The following is a 25,131-nucleotide window of genomic DNA, read 5'->3' on the forward strand; positions in this document are numbered from 1 at the left end:
CCTCCATGAAAGAGATCTTCATCAACTACCGCACAGGCGACGGGGAGAAGACCGCCGCGCTGATCGACCAGGAGCTGTCACGTCGCTTCGGCCAGCAGCACATCTTCCGCGCGTCGAGGTCCATCGCTCCCGGCGAGGCATACCCCGACGCCCTGCTCGCCGCGCTGCGAGGCAGTTCCCTCCTCCTGGCAGTCGTAGGGCCGGACTGGACGAACTTCCGAACGCGACTGCACGACCGGGAGGACTGGGTACGCAGGGAGATCGAGGAGGCGTTCACCTGTGAACTTCCGGTCGTCCCCATTCTCGACGGCCGGAAGACGAACCGGTTGAGCAAGGCCGACCTGCCGCCCGAACTGGCGCGGCTCGCGGACCTCCAGTCCATTCCGTTCGACACCCACGAAACCGAGGCCGGCCTCAGGCGCATCGGCGATCTGGTGACCGAGATGGTTCCGGAGCTCGACGACCTGGCCCGCGCAGCCGAGACGTCGCCCGCGTCCGACACCATGACCAACTCGATCGGAGAAGTGAGCGGAACAGCGGTACAGAGCCGTGACTTCACCGGAGACGTCGGCGGCACCGTAGTGAAGGGCTCTCACGGCCCTGTCCACACGGGCAGCGGCAGCATCTACCAGAACTCCCGCCATGTGTCGGGCGGCCGGCACTTCTCGGGCGACGGGATGACGTACTTCGAGGGCGACAATCACGGCGGCGTTCAGCATCGGTTCGGTGAGCCGGATCGACGCGAGGACGACGGCCGGTGAACCAGCCGGGCAGTACACGAGTCGAGAACCCGCAAGGCTTCACGCACACCGGCCCCGGCCACATCTACGTCAACGTCGGCGCTCAGCCGCAGGACTCGGACAAGCCGACCTTCCGGCGTATCGCTGAGGACCAACTCCAATGGCTGCGACGCGTGTTGGTCGACCCGCCCGGCATGGGAAAGGCCCGCGCCCTGCTCGCCGACACCGGCACCGTCGTCCTGGACGGCACCCCGGGCAGCGGTCGTACCTCCGCGGCCCGTGTGCTTCTGCGCGAATGCCGCCGGGACAGCGGCGTCTTTCACGAACTTCTGCCCGGGGAGGAGGACGAACTCGCCCTCCACGACCCTGCTCTGGTCGGAACCGGTGACCAGTTGCTGCTGGATCTGTCCGCCGCCGAGGACCGCCAGTGGTCCTCGGCAAGGGCCGACCTCCCCGCGCTCCGCAAGGCCGTGCACGAACAGCACGCACATCTTGTCGTCGTCATGCCGCACGGCGGCACCCTCGATCCCGATCTCCAGTACTACCGGGTCGATCTCCAGCGCCCGTGCGGTCGGCAGGTTCTCAGACGGCACCTCCGTATGCACGGCATCCCGTACGAGCAATACATGCAGGCCGACATCACCGTCGAGGAATTCGTGCGCGAGGAAAGGCCTATGCGGGAGATCGCGGGCTTCGCCGACCTGGTGCGCCGCGCCCGCGAGAGCGCGCGGCCGGACGAAGGGTTCGCGCAGTGGTGCACGACGGCGAAGCGGGCACGGAACGACCGGCGGAGGGAGGTCGCCGGACGCGTCGCCGAATTGCGCGAGGCGCCTCAGCGGGCGCTGCTGATCGCCGTCTCCATGCTCCACGGGGCACACGCCGACGTCGTCCACCGCGCGGCCCAGCTCTTGCTGCGCACCCTCCGTTCCCCGACGGACGGACTCCCTCTGCTCCAGCACAAGGACCTCGCCGAGCGACTCGGGGAGATCTCGGCCGACACCGGCCCGAGCGGACTCGTGCGCTTCACGGAACTGGACTACGACTCCGCCGTCCGCGCACATTTCTGGGACCACATGCCCGACCTGCGGCCGCACCTCGGCTCGTGGGCCGCGAGCGTCGTGGACCTGAACGACCCGCACGTCGTCCCGGCCCTTCGTGACGGCCTGGTGGCGCGGCTGGCCGGTCAGTACCTACGGACCGGGCGCGGAGACGCTCTGGCATCGCTCGCCGAGCACTGGAGTGCCGAGTCGACGGGCAGAGCACGGCTGGAAGCCGCCGCCCATGCGCTCACCTGTGGTCTTGAAGATCCTGAACACGGCAGAGAATTCCGGAAACGGATCTATCACTGGTGTGCTCACGGCCGTCTCGGAGGAGAGCTCGCACAGGTACTCGTCCGGGTCTGCTCCGACGTTCTCGCGGCCAGTCATCCGGATCAGGCTCTGCTCAGGCTGTACTACCTGGCCCGGCGCGAACACGACGCGGCACTTGCCCTGCAGGCGCTGGACGACCTGGTGGCCGGTAGCCGTCGGCTGCGCCGAAGGCTGCTCGACCGCCTCGCACGACCCGCGCTCTCACCGTCCGACCTCACCATCTTCCTGCGAGTCAGCGATCCGGCGCCGCTGACGGACTCCTCCGACACCTCACGTGCGCTGGTGGAGGAGAACGAAGTGCAGCGCACCCTGACCGTGTGCTGGCACGCGGTACTGGCCGAGCTGCCACGGGCGACGTGGCAGCCGCACGCGGCACGCTGGCTCCACCGGGCGGCCGACGGCACCGGACAGGGCGGTGAGATTCTGCTCGACCTCCTCGTCAGCGCGGCCGAAAGGTGCGGGACAAGGCGGGGTGAGGTCTTCGCCGCCCTGTACGCGAGCGCCCGCGAAGCCGAGCACACCGCTCCGGGAGGCCCCACCCGCTCCGTCGAAACCACCGAACTGCTACTCCACAAGATCAGCGTGGCCCAGGGCCTCGGCCCGAGCGCCCCGCCGCCGGCATCAGCCAGGGGGACTCGACCATGACGACCGCGCGAAAGACGACCACCGCCTTCCTCACCGTCCTGTGCGGCCTACTGCTCACCATTGTCGGCCTGACACAACGGTGGCCCACATGGACGTGGCCGACATTGGCCGTGCTTTTGCTCCTTGCCCCCGCAGTGGCCTTCCGCATCGCTTCGCTGCGCCGCGGCTCCATACCGGTCAGCTTCGAGGAACAACTCACCGCGACCCCTGTGGAGCGCACGGAGTGCCATGTCAGCCGCGTGGTATTGCCGAGCCACTGGGACGACTACAACTTCGTGTTCTCGGCGACCGTACGCTGGTTCCTCATCGAATCGCCCGGAAACGACCCCGTCCTCAATCCGGCGGGACTCGCCGTCGAAGCAGTCCTGAATCGTGCCCGCGCCGTCACCGAGAGACGGGAGCCGGGCCGAGCCTCACTCGTGCAGCACGAGCTCGGCGGTGTCCTCAGTCGTATGTGCCCGGATCCCACAGAACACCTCCAGGCCATGGCGGAAGACATCAGCCTCACCCTGCTGGAGCAGGACCAGGAGCGCTTGGACAGACTCGCCGACGTACGCAAGGACAAGGCGGTCTGGGAGCACCGACGCAAGTACGAGCAGAGCAGGCGCCAGTACCTGGGCGAGGACGTGCTGAAGGACACCGGCAGCGCAGTGGTCTGGTGGCTCGCCAAGAACGACGAGCACGTGGAGAAGACGGTGGCGGACCTGGCCCTGCTCGCACAGCTCACGTCCGCAGCCAATGACACCGACATTCCGGAGCGGATTCAGGACCTCCTGCCACAGCAACCAGGCGAGCGAATCACTCCGGAATTCCTGGAAGGGGCACGGACTGCTTCCCGACACGAAATGACGGCCACGGACCATCTCTCCGACTTCTTCGAAGCCATGGGCTTCACGGAGGGAGACGTCCGGCGGACGATGCTGGCCAAGCAGATCTCCCAGATCATCACGGAACAGAACCGACACGAGACGGCCGAGGACCTGCTACGCCGGTTCGATCCGCCGGCGACCTTCACACCGGACAACGGTGAGGAACCGAATCCAGGAGGAGACGATGGACGCTGAGTTGACCGCGCTCGCGGCGTCGGGAGCAACCACCTTGGTCTCCCTGATGGTCACCGACTCCTGGACACGCGCGCGAGAACTTGTGGGGCGGTTCTTGGCACGCGTCGGTTCGGATCCCACCGCAGTCACCGATCTGGACGACGCGAGGTCCCGGCTGCTCGCCACCGACGCTCCGGAGGGCGGGCAGGCGGGTGCCGACGTCAGGAGCCAGTGGCAGGTCCACCTGCAACAGCTCGTCGAAGGCGGATCCGTCACCAGCACCGAACTGCACGTCCTGATCGCCTCTTTGCAGCAGCTCGCCGCGTCCTCGACGACGCCTCGTGGGTCCGTGCACAACGACATCGCCGGCGGCGTTCAGCACGGTCCCGTCATCCAGGCAGGCCGAATCACGGGCCTCACCTTCCACGTCAACGAGCCTTCAACAGGCACCGAAAAGCTACCCTCCTGACGCCGTGACGGCATCTGCATCACAGCGCGGAACACTGCTGTGGCGAGAACCTCCGCGACAAGGCGCACGGCGCGAAGGGCCGGGAACGCGCTGTCCGGCCCGCCTTCCACCCGTACGCCCCACCGTTCCAAGTCCGCGAGCAGTACCTCGACCTGCTTCTCGCAGGCGAGCAACCTCCAAGACGCCACCCAGTCAGGCCAGGGCGACCTCGCACCAGACGGTCTTGGTGTACGGGTCGCCCTCGGTGGTTCCCCAGTGGGTGGACAGGGCCTCGACGAGGAGGAGGCCCCGGCCGGAGTCGAGGTCGGGAGACGGCGGCGGGATCCTGCCCGGAGCCGGTGGGCGGCGGTCGGGGCTCGCGTCCGTGACTTCGACACGAAGGGCCGGACCCCCTGGGCGGAGGGTGAGCCGCAGGCGGAAGTCGCGACCCCGCGCTCGGCTGTGCAGCACCGCGTTCGTGGCGAGTTCGGCCACAAGGAGTGTCGCCGTCCGGTTGGTCTCCGTGTCGTACGGCCAGCCCCAGCGGTGGAGTTCCTCGGCCGCGAGGCGGCGGGCGAGGCGGGCCCCGCGCGGGGTGGCCGAGAGGAGGATGGCGAAGTGGCGGGTCGCAGCGGTGTGTCGCGTGGGCCCGGGGCGGAATGCCGACGAGTGGGCAGTCTCGGGATTCATGTCACTCAGCGTGGTCGGCCACCTCTACGTTGACCAGTAACGACGACAGTACGCAGCGTCACTGTCCGGCCTCTGTCCGGCTCTGTCCGGGCGGCGCGGCGTTACGCGGTGCGCCGAGGAGGAGTTGGGTACGGACGTGACGGACGTGGAGGTGCGCGAACGTGGGTGTGACGGGGCAGGAAGCGCCGGGCGGTGACGGGATGGAGCCGTACGGCGGTGACGACGAGGAGTCGGCGACCGTACTGCGGACGATCGGCCGCGTCGTCAAGACGTGCCGCGAGCGGAAGGGGCTCACCCAGGCCGAGTTGGGAACGGCCATCGGCTACAGCGAGGAACAGGTTTCCTCGGTGGAGCGGGGGCGGCGGGCGCCGAGTGAGGCATTTCTGGCCAAGGCCGACGCGGTGGTGGAGGCAGGTGGGCTGATCGCCGGGCTGAAGAAGGACGCGGAGGAGGCTCGGTATCCGAAGAAGGTGCGGGATCTGGCCAAGCTGGAGTCGAAGGCGGTTGAACTGTGCGCCTACGCCAACTCCGTCGTCCACGGCCTGCTTCAGACGCCGGAGTATGCGAGGGCGCTGTACGCGATGCGGCGTCCGCCCTTCGCCGAGGAGGAGGTCGAGCGGCTCGTCGCCGCGCGACTGGCACGCCAGGAGGTCTTCGATCGGCAACCTGCCCCCGTCTTCAGTTTTGTCCAGGAAGAGGTGACACTGCGCCGCCCGCTCGGGGGCAGAATGGCGATGCGAAAGCAGCTCGAACACCTGTTGGAGGTCGGCCATCGACGGAACGTGGAGATCCAGGTGATGCCCACGGATCGCGAAGACCACGCCGGTCTCGCAGGGTCACTTCAGCTGCTGCGACTCAGAGATGGGGACACCGTGGGACACAACGAGGTTCAGCTCACCAGTCGGCTGATCTCTCATCCCAAGGAGGTCCAGATCCACGAGATTCGCTATGGCATCATCCGGGCCCAAGCCCTCACACCCTGTGAGTCGCTGGCCGTCATCGAGAAAGCGCTGGGAGAGACATGATGACCAACTCCTCGACGGGGAACGGTTCCGCGCTGGAGTGGTTCAAGAGCAGCTACAGCACGAATGACGGCCCGGAGTGCGTGGAGGTCGCGTTCGCCCCCGAGACCATTCACGTACGCGACTCGAAGCATGCGCAGAGCCCTCAACTCGCCTTCGGCCCCCGGCCATGGGCCGCCTTCGTCTCGTACGCCGCCGATCACTGAGCCACGACCTGCGCACGCCCCACGTCCGATCCGCACCGGGCGCGGGGCGTCGGCATATCCAGGCCGGCCATCACCGCACGGCTGCGCTCGACGAGGCCCTCGGCGTGGCTCGCCTCCGGGGAGCGGTTGCGGGTGCAGTTGACGAACAGCGCGCTGCGATCGTGGTAGCGGTACGCGGTCGAGTCCATCGGCAGCGGTCCTCGCAGGCGGCCGGTGGGTGCCCCTCCCGCCGCCTGCGAGGAGCCCCGCGGATCGATCCACCGCGGCGTACCCCAACGCGTGACGCGAGGGTCCCGCTCGCCTTCTACCGCGTCCGGGCCGCGCCTGTCAGTCCGTAAGGTTCCGGATTCTCCGCCGAGGAGTCACGTCGCTACGTTCCGAACCGCCTGTCACACGGCGGCCGGACAATCCGTCGCCGCGTTTCCCCCACCCAGGAGGCTACGTTGACCTCGCACCAGCCCACCCGCAGGAGCATCCTCAAGTCCGCCGGCGGCGTCACCGCCGCCCTGGCCCTGGGCGCCGGAGGCGTGCTCGCGGGGGCGTCGACCGCTGCGGCGGCCGGAGACGGCTTCGGCCTGCACATCGTGGACCACAACGAGGGCGACCCCCGGATGTGGTACTACCGGTTCCAGACCGACGCGATCGGCTGGAACCCCGGTGTCAACGTGCTGCTGCCGGACGACTACCACTGGAGCGGCCGCACCTACCCCGTCCTCTACCTGTTCCACGGCGGCGGATCGGACCAGGACTTCATCACCTTCGACCGCGAGGGTATCCGCGCCTGGACCGCCGGGAAGCCCATCATCGTGGTCATGCCCGACGGCGGCCACGCCGGCTGGTACTCCAACCCCGTCAGCTCCAACGTCGGTCCCCGCAACTGGGAGCACTTCCACATCAACCAGCTGCTGCCGTGGGTCGAGGCCAACTTCCGCACCTACGCCGAGTACGACGGCCGGGCCGTGGCCGGTTTCTCCATGGGCGGCTTCGGCGCGCTCAAGTACGCCGCCAAGTACTACGGCCACTTCGCCTCGGTCAGCGCCCACTCCGGCCCGGCCAGTCTGCGCCGCGACTTCGGCCTGGTCGCCCACTGGGCCAACGCGTCCTCCGCGGCCCTCGACCTGGGCGGCGGCACCATCTACGGCGCTCCGCTGTGGGACGAGGCCAGGGTCACCGCCGACAACCCGGTCCAGCGCATCGAGAGCTACCGCAACAAGCGGATCTTCCTCGTCGGCGGCACCAGCCCCGACCCCATCAACTGGTTCGACACCGTCAACGAGAACCAGGTGCTCGCCGGACAGCGCGAGTTCCGCGGGCTGCTCGACCAGGCCGGGATCCCTCACGAGTCGTACGAGCTGCCCGGCGGCCACTTCATCCGCCACGACATGATGCAGCGCGACATCGACGGCATCATCGGCCGTCTCCGCAAGGCGTGACGGGAGGCGTCACGTGACACTCTCTCCCCCGACGCGCGCTGCGCGTCCTGCTCGCCGCGACGGCGGCCTTGGCGCCCGGACTGGTACTGGCCTCACCGGCCACCGCCCAGGCGGCCGATTTCACCGCGGCGTGCCCGGCCGCCGGCTACGTGTCCCAGCACTACCACAGCGGCCACAACGGCGTCGACATCGCCAACGACTACGGCACTCCGATCTACGCCGTGGGCGACGGCGAGGTGACCATCTCCGGCTACGAAAGCGGCTACGGCCAGTGGATCCGCGTCCAGCACCCCGACGGCAGGATCTCCGAGTACGGGCACATGTACCAGCGGGACGTGTCCGTCGGCGACCACGTCGTGGCAGGTCAGCGGATCGCCCTGATGGGCGCCGAAGGCAACTCGACCGGCCCCCATCTCCATCTGCGCATCTGGGGGGACTCCTCCGCCTCGTACGGCATCGACCCGGAGCCCTACCTCGCCGACCACGGCGTGGTGTTGCCCTGCACCCCCGGCACCGGGCCCCGTCCTACCCCGTTGGTGTATCCGGCGGAGTCGGGCCGGGTGGTGTCGGCCCGGTCGGCGGACGGACGCCTCGAAGTCTTCGCGGCCGGGGCCGACGGCGTCCACCACGCCTGGCAGACGACCGTCAACGGCAACTGGTCCGACTGGGAATCCCTCGGCGGCCCCGGCGGCGCGGAACTGGCGATCGGACCGAACGCCGACGGACGCCTCGAACTCTTCGCCATCAACGGCAACGTCTTCCAGCACCTCTACCAACTCTCGCCCGCCGGCCGATGGTCGGGCTGGGACAACTTCGGCGGCGGCGGCAAGGACATCGCCGTCGGCGCGAACGGCGACGGCCGCCTCGAAGTCTTCGCCTCCGGCCCCGTCGGGATCTTCCACAAGTACCAGACCGCCGCCAACAGCGGCTGGTCCGAATGGGAATCAGCCGGCGGCGGACCCGCCAACAGCCGCATCGAAATGGAGAAGTCCCCGGACGGACGCCTCGAAGTCTTCGCACTCAACGACGACGTCCTCCAGCACCAGTTCCAGACCGCGGTCAACGGCACCTGGTCCGCATGGGAGAACTTCGGCGGCGGCGGCCACGACCTCACCCTGGACCACAACCAGGACGGACGCCTCGAAGTCTTCGCCTCCGGCCCCACCGGCGTATTCCACAAGTACCAGACGAACTTGACCAGTTGGTCCGACTGGGAACCCACCGGCGGCCCCGCCGACTCCCAACTCACCAGCGAACGCTCGCCCGACGGCCGGGTCGAGGTGTTCGCGATCAACGGCAGCGCGGCCCAGCACCTCTGGCAGACCGGAGTGAACGCCCCGTACGGCCAGTGGGAGTCCTTCGGCACCGGCGGCACCGAAGTCACCGCCACGGCGAACGCCGACGGCCGCATCGAGGTCTTCGGCACCAGCAGCGCCGGCGTCTACCACAAATGGCAGACCGGCTTCGCGACATGGTCCGACTGGGCCTGGCTCAACTCCACCTCCGGCCCCGCCGTCAACTGACCCGCCCGAGTCCCTTCCGGAGAAGAGTCATGCACCCGATCAGCAGGCGGCACCTGCTGCGTGCGGCCGGGGCGGGAGCGTTCGCGCTCCCGCTCCTGGGCCGTGGCGCCGCCTTCGCCGCCCCTCTCCCGCCCCACCAGTGGATCGGCGCCGGTCCTTTCACCCCCGTGTACGACCCGTCCCTCCCCGGCCGGCGCCGCTACCTCAACGACCACACCCTCGTCCGGGCGAACGGCCGTTGGCACCTGTTCTCCATCGTCGGCGAGAGCGCCGCGCCCGGCGAGGCCCCGGACAGCTCCGCCGAGGTCGCCTTCGCGCACGCTTCCGCCCCCGACCCGTACGGGCCCTGGACCAGCCATGCCGACGCGCTGACCGTCGATCCGACCTATCACGGCGAGGAACACCTCTGGGCGCCGCACGTCATCGAGGCGAACGGCGCCCACTGGATGTTCTACGCCGCGGGCGGCCGCGACGGGGCCGCGATCAACCTGGCCACCTCGACCGACCTGTTCACCTGGACCCGTCTCGCGTCCGGCCCCCTGTTCCGGGGCCGCGCGGCGCGCGACCCCATGGTGGCGCGGATCGGCACCGAGTGGGTCATGTATTACACCGAGGAGTCCGCCGCCGACGGGCGCCACCTCGTCTGCCACCGCCGCTCCCCCGACCTGCTGAACTGGAGCGAACCCGGCATCGCGTTCGCCGACGAGAGCACCACCGCCACCGGCGTCTCCGTCACCGAGTCGCCGTACGTCGTCGAACGGGACGGCTGGTACCACCTGTTCATCGGGCCGCGCGGCGGCTATGACGGTACCGACGTGCTCGCCTCCCGCGATCCCTTCCACTTCACCCTCGACGAGTACGCGGGCCACGTGCCCGGTCATGCGGTCGAACCGGTCACCGACGGGCAGAACTGGTACGCGAGCGCCGCCGGCTGGTTCCGCCGCGGGCTCTCGCTGGCGCCCCTGCACTGGCAGGACACCCCACCTGTGTGGCAGAGCCCGGACAACCCGGTCGCCGCCCTGGACGTCCACGACCGCCTGACCGTGTTCGCGCTCGACGCCGTGGACCGCTCGATGCTGCGGCGGGTCCAGCTCGACCCGGACACCGACACCTGGTCGGACTGGGAGCCGTTCGGCGGCCCGGCGGGCGCCGTTCCCACGCTCGGCCGCAACGCCAACGGCCGCCTGGAGGTGTTCTCGCTCGCCCCCGGCGGCACCCATCTGCACCACAGGGTCCAGCGGCCGGACGGCAGTTGGTACGACTGGGAGGAGTTCGGCGGCCCGGCCGGCGCCGCGCCCGCCGTCGCCCGCAACGCCGACGGCCGCCTGGAGGTCTTCGTGCCGAGCCCCGGCGGCACCCTTGTCGCGCGGCGCCGCCAGTGGTCGCCCGGCGCGCTGACCTGGGACCCGTGGGACGCGGGCTTCGGCGGCCCGGCCGGCGCCCCGCCCGCCGTCGGGGTCAACGCCGACGGGCGCCTTGAGGTCTTCGCTCTCGCGCCCGGCGGCGCCGCACTCCTGCACCGCTGGCAGGAGACGCCGGGCGGCGACTGGGCCCCGTGGAACCGTTTCGGCACCCCGGCCGGCGCGGCCCCGCGCGTGAACCGCGACGGCAGCGGGCGGCTCATCGTCTCCGCGATCGCTCCCTCGGGCGTGGCCGCCTTCCACCGGCGCCAGTCGCTCCCGAGCGGCGGGTGGGACGACTGGCAGCCGCTGTTCGGCTGGTCGGCGGCGGCCCCGCTGCTCGTCCCCGGCGCCGACGGTCGGCTGGAGGGCTTCGTGCTCGCCCCCGGCGGCGAGCGGCTCGACCACCGCCGGCAGCTCGCGCCGGGCGGCACCTGGGACGCCGGGGAGGACTTCACCGCGCCCGGCGTCGTGCTCGCCGCCGGGCCGTCGACCGCGGCCGACGCCATCGGCCGTCTCCACCTGTTCGCGGTCACCGCCGACGGGCGGGTGCGCACCCGTGTCCAGGAACGGCCCGGTGGCGCCTGGCGGCCCTGGGCGGCGTTCGGCGACCGCGCCGTCGCGGCCGTCCTCTCCGGCGCCCGAGCCCAGCCCTGACCACACCCCGCCTTCCGTTCCCCGCCGTTCGTGTCCCGGCATCGTCGAAGCCGAAGAGAGCCAACCGCCATGACGCAGCATCCGACTCCCCACCACGGCGCGGCACGCCCGCCGCCGGGCGCGGGGGGATCCCTGTCGGATCACCGCCCCTTCGCCACGTGCGCGACGCCGCCCTGATCGGCGTCCGCCCGCACCCCGGCGCCCCGGTTCCGGCCCCGTCCCCCGCTCCCGCCGGAATGGCCAATACCACTCGGTGAATCACCGTGCGCACACGGGGTAACGTTCGTCCGTCGGACAAGGGTGGTCGGCGCGCGGGATGGGGGAGCAGTGAGCGGAATCGTCGTGCACCTGCCGAAAGGGGACGGCGGTGACGCGGTGACCCTGCGGCTCGGCCCCGGGGAACGCGTGCGGTTCGGCCGCGGCTCGGCGCGCACACCGGTCGAACTCCGCCTCTCCGACGAGGCGGTGTCCCGCTTGGCCGGGGAGATCCGCGCCACTGAGGACCACTGGCAGCTCAGCAATCTCAGCACCACCCACAGCTACCTGGTGGAGAATCCGGAGGGCGCGGGCGAGTACCTGCGCGTCCCGCCGCGCCGGCTCGGGGCGCCCATCCCGTTCGAGCTCTCCCGGGTGGTGCTGCCGTCCCGCCGTGACACCCCGGTTCTCTTCCAGGTGTTCGCGCCCGACCACGTCTATCTGGATCCGCAGACGATCGGCGACGGATCGTGGGAGAGCCGTACCGTCACGGCCTATTCCCTGGACGAGACCGCCACCTACTTCCTGGTTCTCGTCGCGCTCTGCGAGCCCTGGCTGCGCGATCGTTCACCGGTCGCCGTGCCGACCACGCCGGAGGTCGTCGAGCGGCTCCGGGGCCATGCCGGCTGTGCCCGGCTCACGGCCCGCGCGGTCAGTGCGCACATCGACTACCTCGCCGACGAGAAACTGCGGATCGGCGTTCCCGCTGCCCCGGACGGCGCGGCCCGCGCCGACCGCCGCAACGGCAAGCGCGAGGCCGTCGTCGGGATCGCGCTGAAGTTCGGACTCGTACGGGAGGAGCACCTCGCCCTCCTGCCGCCGCGCGCCGAGCCGGCCAAGCGCGATCGGTAGGGCGGACGGTGACGGTGCACGACCGGACTGCGCCGGGGGACAGCGGTGGACCGGAACTCCTGCCGGAGGGCCACCGGATCGGCCCCTGGGTCGTCGGCGAGCCGATCGGCGCGGGCGGCTGGGCCACCGTCTACGCCGGGCGCGCGGCTGACGGGCCGACGGACGCAGCAGACCACGCGGCCGACCGTCCGGCACACCCGGCGGACGGGGACGAGGTCGCGCTCAAGATCATGCCGACCGCCGGACTCGCGCCCCGCCAGGCCCGCAGCGTGGCCGAGGCCGCCCGCCGCGAGATCGATCTCGGCCGCAGGGCCGGCCATCCCCGACTCGTCCGGCTCGTCGACTCCCTGGTCCTCAGCGCTCCCGACCGGCCGTCCCTCGACCACGCGATCGTGCTCGTCATGGAGCGGGCCCGGTGCAGCCTGCGCGAACTGCTCGCCGCCGGCATCACCGAGGAGGAGGGCACCCGGCTCGTCAGCGGCATCGTGGAGGGTCTCGCCCATCTGCACCGCAGCGGCTGGGTGCACACCGACCTCAAGCCCGAGAACATCCTCGTCGGGCGGGACGGCGAGGTACGGCTGTCGGACTTCGGCCTCGCCATCGAAGTGACCGGCACGCACGGCTGGACCGCCCCGATGGGCACCCTCGACTACCTCCCGCCCGAGCGGTGGCGGGAGCCCCTCGCGGAGCGCGGCGTCCAGGTGCGGCCCAGCGCCGACATCTGGGCGTTCGGCATCGTCGTCCACGAGGTGTTCGCGCACGGCGCCCTGCCGTTCCCCGGCGCCACGCCCACGGCGCGCAGGGCCGCTGTGCAGGAGTACGCGGCGGGCGGGGCACCCTTACGGATGGACAGCGCCGTCCCCGCCTTCTGGCGCGCCCTCGCCACCGACTGCCTGTCCCCCACGCACGCGGCCCGCGCCCCGCACACCGCCGAACGCCTCCTCGAGCGCATCCGGGCCCACGAGGCCGGACTCCCGGCCCGCCGCCGCTCCGGTCCTCGCATCCGCCTCCGCCGCCGCGACCGCTCCGGCCCCCGCCCGCGTACGGTCACCGCCGTACTCCTCGCCGCCATCGGGTGTGCGGCCGCCGCCGCGCTCTGGACCTACGTGGAAGGGAACGGAACCGGCCACGGCCCCGCAGCCCTCCGAGGGACCCCCGAAAACCCCGCCCAGGTCCGGGTGTTCAACGCCGAGCGGGGCTGCCAGGAGCGCCGCGACCGTGACCTTCATTGCAGTCTGGGCCTCGCGATCGACCCGCGGCGGCCCTACACCACCGAGAACGTCGTGGACACCCGTGTGTGGCACGACGACGTCCTGGAGGCGGAATGCCGACTGGCCTCCGGGCTGCCGATCCTCGACGAGGAGGACCGCCGGTCCACCGTCTGGTTCCGGATCCGCGTCCCCGGAGCGAAGGTTCCGGCCACGGCCTGGTTGCCTGCCGTCCGTACGAAGGACCGCCCGGCTCTCCCGGACTGCGGCCCCCTGTAGTCGGCGTGCGGCACGGTGCGCCCGCCGCCGACGGCGAGTAGCGGCGTCCGGGCGCGGGCCCGCCGTGCGGTCGTCTCCGCCCTGCTCTCCCCCAGTCCGCGTAGGCTCGCGCACCTCGGGGCGAGAGCGATGCTCCCCCAGGGCTCCCCCGGTGGTCAGTAGGGCAAGCCCTCCGAAGCTGCGCGCAGGGCGGCAAGGAGGCACGTGGCGATTTCGGTGCCCGCCGCCCCGGGCTCCTCCGCGTACCGGCGGGCGAAGTCCTCCGAGGCCGCGCGCAATGCGCCATTGATGGTTGCCGCGTGCACCTTGATTCGGAGGTCGTCGGCGCTGCCGCCGGACCGCTGGGCAAGGAGTTGTCCGAGGACGGGCAGGGCGTCGTCGTGGGCCTGGAGCCAGACGGAGCGCAGTGATGGATCGGTGGTGGTCATACGAATCAGGTCGAGGGTGACGGGAGCGACGGACGGCAGCTCGCCGGCCCGCAGGGATTGCGTGACGAAGTCCAGCAGGCTCATGTCCGCCGGCCAATGGCGCAGTTGGGTCACGACGAATTCGAGCCCTGCGGAGAGCAGCGGCAGGACGCAGCTCTCCTTGCTGGGGAAGTGGCGCCAGAGGGTGCGGGAGGAAATGCCCACGGCTTGAGCGATCTGCTCGCCCGTCGTGCCGGTGACGCCCTGCAGGGCGAACAGCCGGACAGCCTCGGCAGCGATCTCGAAGCGGAGAGCGGCCTTGCGCCGTTCAGCAAGCAATGGCCTGCCGTCTTCCTGAACCACCGTCCCGCGTATCGCGGTTGGCGCTTCGCGCACCGTCGGCCCCCGCTCTCCGTCCCTGTGACCGCAGCATAGCGAGCCATTCGAAAATGACACGCACAGACGTCTTGTCACTGACTGACGCGCAGACCTACGCTGCCGTAAGTGACTAGCCAGTAACAGCACTGCTCTGCAGGGCACTTGGTGTGCATCGGCCGCAAGGACCGAGTTCAGGCGACAGCGACCGCCGAGGACCCTTCCCGCCCGGGCAGTTTCGACGGCCACACCGATCGGACGGCGTCCCACCCCCCTCCAGGAGCCGCTCATGCCCCATCCCCGCAGGCGCACCCTGCTCACCGTCCGCGCCCCGGAAGGCCGCGTCCGGGGCCGCCGCGGCCTCTACGTCCCCGACGGTGCGCCGATCCCCGGCACAACCCGAGCCTGCGACCCGTCGGTGACCGCCACCGTGGCCGAACGGGCGAGGGACGTCATCACCGAGCACGACATCGACACGATCATCTGACCGATGAACGAGGAGCACACCATGAGCCGCAAGAGAACCCGTTCCCGCTCCGCCCTCACCACCACCACGGCGACCGGCCGTGGCAACAAGACGGGACTGCGCCTGCTGGCCGGGGTCGTCGCCGCCGGCACGGTCTGTGCGGGCCTGTCGTCGGTACCGGCCTCCGCGGCCGCACCGGAACCCGTCGTCTCCCGCGGGGTCACCATCCCCGACTTCTACACCCCTCCGGCCGAACTTCCCGACGCCGACGGCGCGTTGATCCGCACCGAGGCACTGCCGCTCGGCCTGGGCATCCCCGGCCTGGACGGCCGCCCGATGCCGGGCACCGCGACCCGGCTGATGTACAAGTCCACCGACTCGGCCGGACTGCCCGTCGCCGTGACCGGCGCCTACATCGAGCCCTCGGCCACCTGGAAGGGCGGCGGACCACGCCCCCTGGTCGCGGTCGCGTCCGGCACCATGGGCCAGGGCGACCAGTGCGCGCCGTCCTTCGCCCTGCAGAACCCGCTCACCCTCAACGGAGACACGGTGTCCGTGGGCTACGAGGCCCTGGCGATCTACCGACTCCTTTCCACCGGGGCTGCGGTGGTCGTCACCGACTATGTCGGCCTCGGCGCCACCGACCGCCTGCACACCTACGTCAACCGCCTCGACCAGGCACACGCCCTGCTGGACGCCGCCCGTGCCGCCCGCGCCGTCCCGGGCGCCTCGGTCACCGCGGCGTCCCGCACCGGCCTGTACGGCTACAGCCAGGGTGGCGGCGCCAGCGCCGCCGCCGCGGAACTCCAGCCCTCCTACGCGCCCGACGTCCCACTCGCCGGGACCTACACCGGCGCGCCCCCGGCGGACCTGACGTCGGTCATGAAGGGCATCGACGGCAGCGCGCTCGCCGGTGCGCTGGCCTGGTCGATCAACGGATTCGCCCAGGCCGACCCCGACCTGCGCGCGGTCGTCGACGCGAACATCAACAGCGCCGGAAGGGCCGCCCTGGCAGACGCGTCGACCATGTGCGTCGGCGACGCGCTGTTCGGCTACGGCTTCACCAAGAGCAGCGAATGGACCACCAACGGCAAGTCCATCGGCGACATCATCGCCGCCGACCCCCGCGCGAAAGCCGCCCTGGACAAGCAGCGCATCGGCACGCTCAAGCCGTCCGGACCGGTCCGCGTGGCCACCGGCGTCCAGGACGACATCGTCCCCCACACCCAGGCCCGAAAGCTCGCCGTCGACTGGTGCGCCAAGAGCGCCGACGTCACCTACAAGGCCATCGTGCTGCCGAATCTCGGCGACAAGATCCTCACCAACCACCTCGTACCGCTCATCACCGACCAGGGTGACGCCATCTCCTGGCTGACCGACCGCCTCGCCGGCAAGGCGTCCACCTCCAACTGCTGGTCGATGCCCGTCCAGCCCTGACCCCACCGCCCCTACGAATCCGCCGCGTCCCCCGGAGCGACACCCCGGGGGCGCGGCACGTTCTTGGGGGGGCTGGTCGGCGTACGCGTCCCGCGGGCCGAGGTTCCCCCGCTGTCGAGAGGTGCTGATCAGCCGACGAGGCTGGGGTGACGGCTATTCAGGTTCACTCGTTCAGCAACGCCCGCACCACACATCACGCACACCGCCCAAACCGGCGGGTCAGGGGCTTCTGGGCGAGCTCAAGGATCGCCACACACTCCACGTGGTGCGTCATCGGAAAGAGCTCACATCAAACGGAAGCAGGCATAGTCGCACGTCAGCGTAGGTTCAAAGCCGCTCTGAGCGACCCTCTGGCCGCCTGGAGCATCAAACGAGCGTCGCAACCAGCCGAGGGAGCGCCCCTGGCGGGCCGTACCGCCAAGCTCCCCCAACAGCACCTCGGTCACCACTTCCGTGACCACGGCGGCTACCTACTCACCTCAATCAACGCGTGCGTGCCACTCGTGCGCCACGCGGCACCGGAGCACTCAAGGGCGTCCAAGGTCGCGTGGTCCAGGCCGACAATGACGTCGGACTTCAGTGTGCGCAAGGCCGCAACGGCTCCCGGGAAGTAGGCGGTGCGAGCGGCGAATGACACTGTGGCACCCCACAGCCGGTCCCCCACCAGGCGGCGGTAGTTGAGGTCGCCCTTCAGGATGGTGAGCGTGGCACCCGCGAACTCCTCACGGAGGTCCTCCGGCATCTCCTCGTACGGCAAGGGGGCACAGAAGAACGGGTGGGTGCGGGCCTCCAGGCTTCCCGTCGCCATGGCCTTCCACAGTCGGCCGCCGATCCGGCCCGCTTCGCCGGGCGCCTCGGTGAGGCGCCGGAGGCAGTCGACCACGTCCGCCGTCATCGCGTCGGAGACGTAGTACGGGTAGGGCTTGACGTGGAGGACGACCCGCTCGGCATGCCGTTGTTCGAGGAGGTGGTCGATGAGGATCAGGTCAGGGATCAGCTCGCGTCCCGCGTTGTCGGCCACCACGGCGACAGTCGAGGAGCGTCCGGCAGGCAGGAGCTGCCACAGCAAGGCACTGTCGTCGGCGACCAGTGCGGAGGCGGCGGCCTCACCGGCCGCCGGCTCCCCCGCCAAGACGCGAAAGCCGAGATCCGCGCGGTTGCCCCAGAGCGAGGCATGGAGCAGGGCTGTGGCCCGCTCATCGGCCGGCGCGTCCGCGAGCGCCTCCAGGGCCCGCAGTTCCTCCTGCACCGCCTCGCCGCACAGTTCGGCCTGCTTGAACGGCGCGAAGGGGTCCACTCCGTGCCACGGTCCGTTACCGAAGTACCCGACCGCGCCGAGGAGCCTGCGGTAGAAGTAGCTCTCCGCCCACAGGAAGGGCGTGTCGTACCAGGATCGCCCGAAGTGCTCCCGCCCCCAGTCCGCCCAGTGCTCGTGATCGTGATCCTCAGGGTCGAGCGGTTCGACGGCGCCGTTGGTGATCTCGTCAAGCAGGGCATCGAGGGCCTCGTGCTGCCGACGACTGTACGGGAAAGCGGCTCGTACCTGCTGGATGAGGGCAGGGTGGCGGCTGGCCAGCACGCCCCAGGCAAACGAGCCGGGCTTGTTACTCGTGATGACCGGCGGACTTGCCGCAAGGGCCGGACCGGAGTCGGCTCCGGCCCCTTCGCCCGCGGTGTGGGGGCCTCTGTCTCCCATGGCGTCCAGCCCTTCGCAAATCGACAGCCGGAGCGTCAGTCTCCTGACTGCTGGTTCTCTCCAGGTCTCCCCCGCGCGAAGCCTGGGACAATACGCAGCGGATCGTCCGTCACCGTCGCACGCCAGTCGTCGTCGAAGGTCAGTTTCATGGTCAATACTGCCCCATCTTTAATTGTCGACGTCGGTGTCCGCCAACCCGCCCAACGAGTCCTTGATGTGTAATGCTCCGCTGAGCCCTCGGCTCGCATTCGCCTCGAAAACCGGGCAGAAAGTGACGCGCCGGAGCCCGGCGTTGCGGCCGGGCTGTTGTGGTCTTCCAAGGTCAGGCTGCTGGGGACGCGCAGGAGGTTGGGGAACTTCGGCGCCGACTTCATGCAAAGGCTGAAGATGCCCTTCGAGTTCCTCGGCGACGTCTACGACGCCATCACCGGCCAGAACGGCGGCGCAGGACGACTTCGTCGACAAGTACCTCCCTGTCCGCCCCACCTACCGCCTCTACCAAGCCCACCCGACACCAACGGCCACGCCCCCGCTACGCCCACGACACGGCTCACCGACTACCCGACCCGAAGCACATCGAGAGCACCGGGAACCGAGCAGCCGGCCATGGCCCGAGATACCGACATCGTCTCGTGATCGCCCCCAGTCACCAGAGCCATGCGGCCGGGCCAGCGCCTCAGAGCAAGCGTCACCCGAGCGTCCAGAATCTCCGAACAAGACTCTGAAATCGCCGCCGCCGTGGTCGTTTCCGCCACGAAGTCGCAGGTCAAGCCACCTCCAACAGGCGATCTGTCCGCTCGACCCGCTGCACGGAGGGAAGCAGGTCGAGCAACCTACCCGAGCTATAAACCCGCAGGTCAGGCGCCCTTCTCAGCAGGCTCCAGGATCGCCACGCACTCCACATGGTGGGTCATCGGAAACAGATCGAACGCCCGCAGAGTCCGCACCCGGTAGCCACCGTCGCGGAAGTATGCCAGGTCGCGGGCCAGTGCCGCCGGGTCGCATGCCACATACGCGATACGGCGGGCACCCAGGCCCGACAGGTGCTTGATCGTCTGCTTGCCGGCACCTGCCCGCGGGGGGTCGAGGACGATCAGGTCGCACTCGGTGATGCCGGTGCGCGGCAGGATCTGGTCGACCTTGCCGTGCTCGATGCGAACCCGGTCCAGGTCCTTCAGGTTGTGCCGGGCGTCCTCGACGGCGCGCTTGCCGGACTCGATGCCGAGGACCGCGCCCTTCTCGCCGATGCGCTGGCCGATGGCGCCGGCGAAGAGGCCGACGCCGCAGTAGAGGTCGAGGGCCGTGTCGTTCTTGCGGGGCAGGAGGCCCTGCATGACGGCGCGGACCAGGGTGTTGGCGGCCTGCGGGTGGACCTGCCAGAAGCCGCCCGAGCCGACGCGGTAGGTGCGGTCGTCGGCGCGCTCGCGGACGAAGGCGCGGCCGTGCACCCGGTGGACGCCCCCGTCGCGCTCGTCGACGCGCATCACCGAGACGGGCTTGTCGAGCTCGACGAGGGGCAGCCGACCACCGGGCCTCGGGGTGAGGATCACCTGGCGGTCGTGGGAGCCGGTGGCGGCGATGGCCTCCACCGAGGCCATGCCGGGCCATTCCCGCTTCTCGATACCGAGCTCGGTGACGCCGGGGGCGGCGATCAGGCAGCGTTCGATGGGCTCCACGTCGTGCGAGCGGTGCTTGCGCAGGCCGACCTTGCCGTCCTCGTCGATGGCGTACTGGACGCGGGTGCGCCAGGCCGGTACCTCGCCCGCCGGAAGCTTGTCGCCCTCGGCCGGCATGACGGTGCCGTCCCAGCCCGCCTCCTCCGGGGTGAGACCGGCGAGGCGCTGGAGCTGTTCGGCGATCACTTCGCCCTTGAGCCTGCGCTGGGCGCCGGGCTTGGCGTGCTGCCAGTCGCAGCCGCCGCACTTTCCGGGACCGGCGTACGGGCAGGGCGCCTCGACGCGGTCCTTGGACGCCTCGATGATCCGTACCGCGTCGGCGCGCAGGAAGCGGGAGTCGCTCTCGCCCTCGGTGACCTTGGCGATGATCTTCTCGCCGGGAAGCGTGTGCCGTACGAAGAGGACCCGTCCCTCAGAGGTGCGGGCGATGCAGTGGCCGCCGTGCGCGACGGGCCCGACCTCGACCTCGTACTCCTCCCCGACCAGCGACGACGTGGGTTCGTTCTGCATGAGGGGGTGGCTCCAGAGATCAAGGGACTAACGGCCGGACAACAACCTACGATTCTACGTGGGTGTCGTCCGGCCGTTGACCACGAGAGGCCGGGCACGGTGAGCTCTTGTCGACGAACCGGCGGTCGGCTGTCGACGCGGCCGGCCCCTTGTCGGCGGTGCAGCCGTCGTTCGCGGGGCGTCCCCGCCGTTGGGATCGGCCTTGTACGCGGGTCAGCCCCTGTTTACGGGTTCCTTGGGCTTGCGCTCCACGGGTCCGCGGCGCACCGAGCCCGGTGCGTTCCACTCGGCGCGCTTCCTGGCGCGCTTCTTCGCCGCCTCGGAGGACTCCAGCTGGTACGGCACGGAGGTCACCATGACGCCCGGGGTGAAGAGCAGTCGTCCCTTGAGGCGCAGGGCGCTCTGGTTGTGGAGGAGGTGCTCGTACCAGTGGCCGACCACGTACTCCGGGATGTACACGCTCACCACGTCGCGCGGGCTCTCCCGGCGCAGGCTCTTCACATAGTCGATGACCGGCCGGGTCACCTCGCGGTACGGGGAGTCGAGGATCTTCAGCGGGATGTCGATGCCGCGCCGCTCCCAGTCGTCCTTGAGCGCCTTGGTCTCCGCCGGGTCGACGCTGATGGAGAGCGCCTCCAGCCGGTGGGAGCGAATCAGCTTGGCGTAGGCGAGGGCGCGCAGGGTGGGCCGGTGGAGCTTGGAGACCAGGACGATCGAGTGGACCCTGGAGGGCCGCATCGTCTCGTCGGACGGGGTCTCCTCGGCGGCGATCTCCTCGGCGACCCGGTCGTAGTGCTTCCGGATCGCGGTCATCGTCGCGAAGAAGATGCACATGCCGAGCAGGGCGACCCAGGCACCGTGGGTGAACTTGGTGACCATGACGACCACGAGGACGAGGCCGGTCAGGAAGGCGCCGAAGGCGTTGATCGCGCGGGAGCGGATCATGTGGCGGCGCTTCTCCGCGTCCTTCTCGGTGGCCAGGTGGCGGTTCCAGTGGCGGACCATGCCGGTCTGGCTGAGCGTGAAGGACACGAACACGCCGACGATGTAGAGCTGGATCAGCCGGGTCGAGTCGGCGCCGTAGACGACGACGAGCATGGCGGCCGCGCCGGCGAGCAGCACGATGCCGTTGGAGAAGGCGAGGCGGTCGCCGCGGGTGTGCAGTTGGCGCGGCAGGTAGCGGTCCTGGGCGAGGATCGAGCCGAGCACCGGGAAGCCGTTGTACGCCGTGTTCGCCGCGAGGAACAGCACGAGGGCGGTGGCCGCGGCGAGCACGATGAACAGGAAGCTGCCGTTGCCGAAGACGGCCTCGGCGACCTGCGTGATCACCGGGTCCTGCACATAGTCGGGGCCGACCGGCACACCGCCCTTGAGCAGGTTGTGCGCCGGGTTCTCGGCCATCCGGACGTTGGTGGCCAGGGCGAGGGCGATGATGCCGACGAGCATGGTGATGGCGAGCACGCCCATCATCGTCAGCGTCGTCGCCGCGTTCTTGGACTTGGGCTTACGGAAGGCCGGGACGCCATTGGAGACCGCCTCGACGCCGGTGAGCGCGGCACAGCCGGAGGAGAAGGCACGCAGCAGCAGGAAGACAAGGGCGAAGCCCGCGAGGCCCTCCTGCTCTGCCTTGATGTGGAAGCCGGCGGTGGGCGCGCTCATGGTGTCGCCGAGCACGAGACCGCGGAAGGCACCCCACGCGATCATGATGAAGACGCCCACGACGAACACGTACGTCGGAATGGCGAAGAGCGACCCGGATTCCTTGACGCCGCGCAGGTTCATCAGCGTCAGCAGCACGATCACCGCGACGGCGCACAGCACCTTGTGCTCGACCACGAACGGGATCGCCGAGCCCAGGTTCTCGATACCGGAGGTGATGGAGACGGCGACGGTGAGGACGTAGTCCACGAGCAGCGCGCTGGCGACCGTCAGGCCGGCCTTGGGGCCGAGGTTGGTGGTGGCGACTTCGTAGTCGCCGCCGCCGCTGGGGTACGCGTGCACGTTCTGCCGGTACGACGCCACCACGGTGAACATCACCACGACGACCGCCAGCGCGATCCACGGGCTGAAGTGGTACGCCGACACGCCCGCGACAGACAGGACGAGCAGAACCTCGCCCGGCGCGTAGGCAACGGAGGACAAGGCGTCGGAGGCGAAGACGGGGAGGGCGATGCGCTTCGGCAGGAGCGTTTCTCCGAGCCGGTCACTGCGCAGTGCGCGCCCGATCAGGATCCGTTTGGGCACGTCGGTCAGTTTGGACACGCAGAGGATCGTAAGCGTTCCGTATGGAAGTCGCAGACGCACCACCCGCGTGGTCCCGCAATCTCCTGCACTCGGGCCGAAAAAGCCACGAAATCCTTAACGAAATCCTTGCACTAGGCGTCCGCGAAAAGGGCGCTGTACCCATTCAATGCGGGCTGACCGCCGAGATGTGCGTAAAGGACGGTGGAATCGCGGCCGATCTCACCGCGGGCCACGAGGTCGGCCATTCCCGCCATCGACTTCCCCTCGTACACCGGGTCGGTGACCATGCCCTCGGTACGCGCGACGAGCCGCATCGCGTCGAGGGTGGTGTTGTCGGGGATGCCGTACGTGCCCGCGTGGTAGCGCTCGTCGAGCTCGATGTCATCCACGGTGAGCTCGCGCCGCACCCCGATGAGCTGTGCGGTGCCGGCCGCGATCCGGCCGATCTGCACACGCGTACGGGCGGGCTCGGCGGAGGCGTCGATGCCCAGCACGCGCCGCGGACGGCCGCCCGCCTCTTCGAGTGCGGCGAAGCCGGCGACCATGCCGGCCTGGGTGGAACCGGTCACCGAGCAGACGACCACGGTGTCGAAGAACACACCGAGCACACGCTCCTGCTCCGCGACCTCGTAGGCCCAATTGGCGAAGCCGAGCCCGCCGAGGGGGTGGTCGGACGCACCGGCGGGAATGGCGTACGGCCTGCCGCCGCCCTCCTCGACCTCGCGCAGCGCCTGCTCCCAGCTCTCCTTGACACCGATACCGAAGTCGGCGCGCACCAGGCGGACGTCGGCACCGGCCAGGCGACTGATCAGGATGTTGCCGACCTTGTCGTAGACGGCGTCGGGCCATTCGACCCAGCTCTCCTGGACGAGTACGCACTTGAGGCCGGCGCGGGCGGCCACCGCCGCGACCTGGCGGGTGTGGTTGGACTGGACTCCGCCGATGGAGACGAGCGTGTCGCAGCCCTTCGCCAGGGCGTCGGCGACGAGGTATTCGAGCTTGCGGGTCTTGTTGCCGCCGTAGGCGATGCCGGAGTTGCAGTCCTCCCGTTTGGCCCAGACAGCGGCGCCGCCGAGGTGGTCGGTGAGCCGGTCGAGACGGTGCACGGGAGAGGGGCCGAAGAGGAGGGGATAGCGGTCGTAGGAGGAGAGGGAGGGAGAGGAGGAGGTCGGGGTCGGGGTGACGGGCGTCATGGGAGCTCCCTCGGTCGGGGGTCGGTGGGGTTCGGGTTCCTGATCGGGTCGGTGAGGGTGGGGGCCGGGGTCATGCGCGTGCTCGGCGCCGTGGCCGGGCGCGTTCGGGGCGGCGCGGTGGCCGGGAGGGGGCGCGATGGCGGCGGTCACGGGGCGAGGTGTCGACTTGTCCGCGGTTACGCCGGGGATCCGGCCGACGCTCGGGCCCTCGGCCGGTCGCCGACCGGACCGGGCGGTCCAACGGCCTGTCGGGGCTGCCCGTGGGCGGCCTCGGCGGAGGACCCCTGGGCCGCCCCGTCGGACGGTTCGTCGGACGGTTCGTCCGCCAGTTCTTCGAGAGCCCGCCAGATCTCCGCAGTGATCCGGGACGCCGCCTCGGCATCACGCCCCGCGCATGCCTCGATCAGCCGGTCGTGCAGTTCGGCCGAGCCGTGTGCCGCGCTCGCCGTGCCGAACTGCCGCCATTCCAGCCGCCGGATCAAAGGGGTGTAGCGCTCGACCGTGGCAGCCACGGCACGGTTGCCGCACGCCGCGACGAGGACGTCGTGGAGCCGGTCGTCGGCGCGCAGCGCGTCCATCACGTCACCGCGGCGGGTCGCGTCCCTGAAGAGTTCGTTCGCCTCGCGCATCGCGGCGACGTCCGCATCCGTGAGGCGAGGTACGGCGGTCCTCGCGGCCAGCTCCTGCATGACCCGTACGACAGCCGCCGCGTCCCGGACGTCGCGCGGCACCAGGCGGGTCACCCGCGTGTAGCTCTGCGGCTTGGACTCGACGAGCCCCTCGCCGGAAAGCCGGGACAGCGCGTCACGGACCGGGGCCCGGGACAGTCCGAGGCGTTCGGCGAGTTCGGCGTCACGGACAGGGGCACCGGGCGGGATGTCGCCACGGACGATGGCGTCGCGGATCGCCTCGTACGCGGTGTCCCGCAGCAAGGTCCGTCGGACGGGGCGCAGGGTCTCCATGAACTGACATGTTAGATGTCTGTTCTGCCGGCACTCAAGGGTCCGTGCGTCCCTGGTGCGATCGACGGGCCCTTTCCCTCCGCAGCGGCGCGAACTGGGCGGCCTTCCCCCTCCGCCCCTCCGCGGTGACACGAACGACGGCCCCCCGTCCGCAATCGTGCGGACGCTACGGACGCCGATCCGCGTCACACGTGTCCGGCGGTGTGCCCACCCCTGTCGCGAGGACACGTCGAGGACACGTCACAGCACCCATGCGTGATCGCGCGGACACTGCGCGGTACCCATCCGCATCGCGCGGACGCGGCGAAAGCGCACGCGGATGAGGCTTCGCGATCCCAGCCGCATAAGCTCATCCTGGGCAACGGGACACACCGTTGCCCCGTTGTTTGCCCGG

General features: G+C 70.2%; 21 protein-coding genes. 13 read left to right on the forward strand and 8 right to left on the reverse strand.

The window, feature by feature from the left end:
* Positions 1-5 precede the first annotated feature (5 nt).
* Genes ACIRP2_RS15665 through ACIRP2_RS15680 form a run of 4 tightly spaced genes read left to right on the forward strand, consistent with a single transcriptional unit; the run spans position 6 to position 4,267 of the window.
* A complete protein-coding gene (locus ACIRP2_RS15665; protein ID WP_404250461.1) occupies positions 6-761 on the forward strand; it encodes a toll/interleukin-1 receptor domain-containing protein in 756 nt (251 codons plus the stop codon).
* The gene (locus ACIRP2_RS15670) at positions 758-2,755 is read left to right on the forward strand and encodes a hypothetical protein (RefSeq protein WP_404250463.1); all 1,998 of its coding nucleotides are present in this window, start codon (positions 758-760) and stop codon (positions 2,753-2,755) included. Before ACIRP2_RS15665 ends, ACIRP2_RS15670 begins: the two co-directional genes overlap by 4 nt.
* Positions 2,752-3,819 (forward strand): hypothetical protein, encoded by a 1,068-nt coding sequence (locus tag ACIRP2_RS15675; protein WP_404250465.1) that lies wholly within the window; start codon positions 2,752-2,754, stop codon positions 3,817-3,819. Before ACIRP2_RS15670 ends, ACIRP2_RS15675 begins: the two co-directional genes overlap by 4 nt.
* Positions 3,809-4,267: a hypothetical protein gene (locus ACIRP2_RS15680; RefSeq protein WP_404250467.1), complete on the forward strand. Its 459-nt coding sequence runs from the start codon at positions 3,809-3,811 to the stop codon at positions 4,265-4,267. The genes ACIRP2_RS15675 and ACIRP2_RS15680 overlap by 11 nt, the downstream gene beginning before the upstream one ends.
* 192 nt (positions 4,268-4,459) lie before the next feature.
* On the opposite strand, the gene ACIRP2_RS15685 is transcribed toward ACIRP2_RS15680, so the two are convergent.
* The gene (locus tag ACIRP2_RS15685) at positions 4,460-4,936 is read right to left on the reverse strand and encodes an ATP-binding protein (protein ID WP_404250469.1); all 477 of its coding nucleotides are present in this window, start codon (positions 4,934-4,936) and stop codon (positions 4,460-4,462) included.
* Positions 4,937-5,136: 200 nt separating this feature from the next.
* Here ACIRP2_RS15685 and ACIRP2_RS15690 point away from each other — a divergent pair, with 200 nt between their 5' ends.
* Complete coding sequence (locus ACIRP2_RS15690) at positions 5,137-5,961, forward strand: helix-turn-helix domain-containing protein (RefSeq protein WP_404250471.1); 825 nt, start codon at positions 5,137-5,139, stop codon at positions 5,959-5,961.
* Positions 5,961-6,164, forward strand: a complete 204-nt coding sequence (locus ACIRP2_RS15695) for a DUF397 domain-containing protein (protein WP_404250473.1) — start codon at positions 5,961-5,963, stop codon at positions 6,162-6,164. Before ACIRP2_RS15690 ends, ACIRP2_RS15695 begins: the two co-directional genes overlap by 1 nt.
* Here ACIRP2_RS15695 and ACIRP2_RS15700 read toward each other — a convergent pair.
* The gene (locus ACIRP2_RS15700; protein WP_404250475.1) at positions 6,158-6,352 is read right to left on the reverse strand and encodes a hypothetical protein; all 195 of its coding nucleotides are present in this window, start codon (positions 6,350-6,352) and stop codon (positions 6,158-6,160) included. The two genes, ACIRP2_RS15695 and ACIRP2_RS15700, sit on opposite strands and share 7 nt — an antisense overlap.
* Positions 6,353-6,607: 255 nt before the next feature.
* On the opposite strand from ACIRP2_RS15700, the gene ACIRP2_RS15705 reads away from it, so the two are divergent.
* The 5 genes from ACIRP2_RS15705 to ACIRP2_RS15725 all read left to right on the forward strand — a co-directional run bounded on the left by ACIRP2_RS15705 (position 6,608) and on the right by ACIRP2_RS15725 (position 13,771).
* A complete protein-coding gene (locus tag ACIRP2_RS15705; protein ID WP_404250477.1) occupies positions 6,608-7,597 on the forward strand; it encodes an alpha/beta hydrolase-fold protein in 990 nt (329 codons plus the stop codon).
* A 38-nt stretch (positions 7,598-7,635) separates the two neighbouring features.
* Positions 7,636-9,120: a peptidoglycan DD-metalloendopeptidase family protein gene (locus ACIRP2_RS15710; RefSeq protein WP_404250851.1), complete on the forward strand. Its 1,485-nt coding sequence runs from the start codon at positions 7,636-7,638 to the stop codon at positions 9,118-9,120.
* A 29-nt stretch (positions 9,121-9,149) separates the two neighbouring features.
* On the forward strand, positions 9,150-11,177 hold the full coding sequence (locus ACIRP2_RS15715) for a family 43 glycosylhydrolase (protein ID WP_404250479.1): 2,028 nt from the start codon (positions 9,150-9,152) through the stop codon (positions 11,175-11,177).
* Between the two features lie 327 nt (positions 11,178-11,504).
* Complete coding sequence (locus ACIRP2_RS15720; RefSeq protein ID WP_404250481.1) at positions 11,505-12,284, forward strand: serine/threonine protein kinase; 780 nt, start codon at positions 11,505-11,507, stop codon at positions 12,282-12,284.
* An 8-nt stretch (positions 12,285-12,292) separates the two neighbouring features.
* A complete protein-coding gene (locus ACIRP2_RS15725; RefSeq protein WP_404250483.1) occupies positions 12,293-13,771 on the forward strand; it encodes a serine/threonine-protein kinase in 1,479 nt (492 codons plus the stop codon).
* Between the two features lie 155 nt (positions 13,772-13,926).
* Here the strand turns inward: ACIRP2_RS15725 and ACIRP2_RS15730 are convergent, their stop codons facing one another.
* On the reverse strand, positions 13,927-14,541 hold the full coding sequence (locus ACIRP2_RS15730) for a TetR family transcriptional regulator (RefSeq protein ID WP_404250485.1): 615 nt from the start codon (positions 14,539-14,541) through the stop codon (positions 13,927-13,929).
* A gap of 301 nt (positions 14,542-14,842) precedes the next feature.
* On the opposite strand from ACIRP2_RS15730, the gene ACIRP2_RS15735 reads away from it, so the two are divergent.
* Both ACIRP2_RS15735 and ACIRP2_RS15740 read left to right on the forward strand, forming a co-directional pair.
* Positions 14,843-15,040 (forward strand): hypothetical protein, encoded by a 198-nt coding sequence (locus ACIRP2_RS15735; RefSeq protein ID WP_404250487.1) that lies wholly within the window; start codon positions 14,843-14,845, stop codon positions 15,038-15,040.
* Between the two features lie 21 nt (positions 15,041-15,061).
* Positions 15,062-16,456, forward strand: coding sequence for a lipase family protein (locus ACIRP2_RS15740; RefSeq protein ID WP_404250489.1), 1,395 nt, complete (start codon positions 15,062-15,064; stop codon positions 16,454-16,456).
* 466 nt (positions 16,457-16,922) lie between these two features.
* Here ACIRP2_RS15740 and ACIRP2_RS15745 read toward each other — a convergent pair whose 3' ends face one another.
* The 5 genes from ACIRP2_RS15745 to ACIRP2_RS15765 all read right to left on the reverse strand — a co-directional run bounded on the left by ACIRP2_RS15745 (position 16,923) and on the right by ACIRP2_RS15765 (position 24,737).
* The gene (locus tag ACIRP2_RS15745; protein WP_404250491.1) at positions 16,923-18,152 is read right to left on the reverse strand and encodes a damage-control phosphatase ARMT1 family protein; all 1,230 of its coding nucleotides are present in this window, start codon (positions 18,150-18,152) and stop codon (positions 16,923-16,925) included.
* A gap of 857 nt (positions 18,153-19,009) precedes the next feature.
* Positions 19,010-20,338: a class I SAM-dependent RNA methyltransferase gene (locus ACIRP2_RS15750; protein ID WP_404250493.1), complete on the reverse strand. Its 1,329-nt coding sequence runs from the start codon at positions 20,336-20,338 to the stop codon at positions 19,010-19,012.
* 213 nt (positions 20,339-20,551) lie between these two features.
* The gene (locus tag ACIRP2_RS15755) at positions 20,552-22,600 is read right to left on the reverse strand and encodes an APC family permease (protein ID WP_404250495.1); all 2,049 of its coding nucleotides are present in this window, start codon (positions 22,598-22,600) and stop codon (positions 20,552-20,554) included.
* Positions 22,601-22,713: 113 nt separating this feature from the next.
* A complete protein-coding gene (locus tag ACIRP2_RS15760; RefSeq protein ID WP_404250497.1) occupies positions 22,714-23,775 on the reverse strand; it encodes a 1-aminocyclopropane-1-carboxylate deaminase in 1,062 nt (353 codons plus the stop codon).
* Positions 23,776-23,951: 176 nt separating this feature from the next.
* Complete coding sequence (locus ACIRP2_RS15765; RefSeq protein ID WP_404250499.1) at positions 23,952-24,737, reverse strand: GntR family transcriptional regulator; 786 nt, start codon at positions 24,735-24,737, stop codon at positions 23,952-23,954.
* Positions 24,738-25,131: the final 394 nt, after the last annotated feature.

Origin of the sequence: Streptomyces sp. NPDC101194 (assembly GCF_044767885.1) — a bacterium.
In the GTDB taxonomy this organism is placed as follows: domain Bacteria; phylum Actinomycetota; class Actinomycetes; order Streptomycetales; family Streptomycetaceae; genus Streptomyces.